This window comes from Intrasporangium chromatireducens Q5-1 (assembly GCF_000576575.1).
Classification (GTDB): Bacteria; Actinomycetota; Actinomycetes; order Actinomycetales; family Dermatophilaceae; genus Intrasporangium_A; species Intrasporangium_A chromatireducens.
Genome location: NZ_AWQS01000440.1, coordinates 1 through 1,755, shown reverse-complemented (window position 1 = coordinate 1,755; position 1,755 = coordinate 1). Strand labels below are relative to the sequence as shown.

The following is a 1,755-nucleotide window of genomic DNA, read 5'->3' as shown; positions in this document are numbered from 1 at the left end:
GTGGCCTCTCGACGGGGGTCAGGCGCCCTCGGGGATCGGCTCCTTCGGCAGCTTGCGGACCTTGGCCCGACGCCGCCGCCGCTCGGGGACCATCGTGCGCATCTCCTCGAGCCGCCCGAAGCACAGCAGCCGGTCCTCCGCCTGCAGCTCGACGCCGCGGCGGGGGTTCGGCACGACCATCGTGCCGCGGTGCAGCGTCAGGACCGTGATGTCGCGCTCCGAGAGCCCCGACTCGCTGATCGTCTTGCCCACGAGGTCGGCGCCGGCGCGCACGACGAGCTCGGCGACGCCGTAGCCGGTCGAGACGGTGAGGCGCTGGCGCACGTCGATCTCGGGGAAGGCGACCTGCCCGGCGATGTAGTCGATGATCGCCCCGGCCACGTCGAGGTTCGTCGCGGTCTCGATGCCCTCGAGCCCCGGCGAGGAGTTGACCTCCATGACGAGCGGGCCGTCGTTGCCCTCGAGCATGTCGACGCCGGCGACGCGCAGTCCCATGATCTGGGCCGAGCGGACCGCGGCCTGCTCGTACGCGGTGTCGAGGGCCACCGGCTCGACCGAGCCGCCCCGGTGGACGTTGGACCGGAACTCGTCGCCGTGCGCCACCCGGCGCATGGCGGCGACGACCCGGTCCCCGACGACGAGGGCCCGCACGTCGCGGCCGCGGCTCTCCTGCACGAAGCTCTGGATCAGGACGTTCTGGTTCGTGCTGTGCAGCGTCTCGATGATCGCCTCGGCGACCTTGACCTCGGGCGCGAGGATGACGCCGATCCCCTGGGTGCCTTCGAGGAGCTTGATCACGACCGGGGCACCGCCGACGCGGCCGATGGCCTGCCGCACGTCGGCCCGGTTGCGCACGAACGTCGTGGCGGGCATCCCGATGTTGTGCCGCGACAGGATCTGGTTGGCGCGCAGCTTGTCCCGCGAGTTCGAGATGCCGTTCGCCGTGTTCGGCGTGTAGACGTCCATCTGCTCGAACTGGCGCACGACCGCCGTGCCGAAGTAGGTGATCGAGTTGCCGATCCGCGGCAGGATCGCGTCATAGTCGGACAGCGGCCGCCCCCGGAACTGCAGGTCCGGCTCCGGTCCGGTCAGGTCGATCGCGAAGCGCAGGGTGTTGAGCACCTTCGCCTGGTGACCACGGCTGAGCGCGGCGGCCTTGAGCCGCTGGGTCGAGTAGGCCCGCGGGGCGCGCGAGAGGATCGCGAGTTTCATGGGGTGCACCTGCAAGGATGGTGGAGTGTCAGAGCCGCCCCATCCAACCACCATCGCGGGGTGGCGTGAGTGGGTAGCGCTGCCGGGTCTCGGGGTCCCTTGGCTCAAGGCCAAGCTCGACACCGGCGCGCGCTCCTCGTCCCTCCACGCCAGCCCGATCGAGGAGTTCGACCACGCCGGTGAGCGGTGGGTCCGCTTCGGTGTGCAGCCCTGGCAGGGCTCCGACGCGGACACCGTCCTCGTCGAGTGCCCGGTGCACGACCGCCGCTCGGTCCGCAGCTCCTCCGGGCACGCCGAGGAGCGCATCGTCGTGCTCACCGACGTCGTCCTGCTCGGCCGCACCATCACCGTCGAGGTGACCTTGACCAACCGTGACGAGATGGGCTTCCGGATGCTGATCGGCCGCGAGGCGCTGCGCCAGGGCTTCGTCGTCGACTCGCGCCGCTCCTACCTGGGTGGCCGCGCGCCGCGCACGGCGCGCCTTCGCAACCGCGCCCCGTGACGAAGGGCCGGTATGCCGCTGAGCCGGCTGAGCGGCATACG

2 protein-coding genes are annotated in these 1,755 nt (G+C 71.2%); one reads left to right on the top strand and one right to left on the bottom strand.

The window, feature by feature from the left end; all coding sequences use genetic code 11:
• Positions 1 to 18: 18 nt before the first annotated feature.
• Complete coding sequence (locus tag N864_RS22040) at positions 19 to 1,212, bottom strand: RimK family alpha-L-glutamate ligase (RefSeq protein WP_034722579.1); 1,194 nt, start codon at positions 1,210 to 1,212, stop codon at positions 19 to 21.
• On the opposite strand from N864_RS22040, the gene N864_RS22035 reads away from it, so the two are divergent.
• The gene (locus tag N864_RS22035) at positions 1,211 to 1,714 is read left to right on the top strand and encodes an ATP-dependent zinc protease family protein (RefSeq protein WP_051518931.1); all 504 of its coding nucleotides are present in this window, start codon (positions 1,211 to 1,213) and stop codon (positions 1,712 to 1,714) included. The two genes, N864_RS22040 and N864_RS22035, sit on opposite strands and share 2 nt — an antisense overlap.
• Positions 1,715 to 1,755 lie beyond the last annotated feature (41 nt).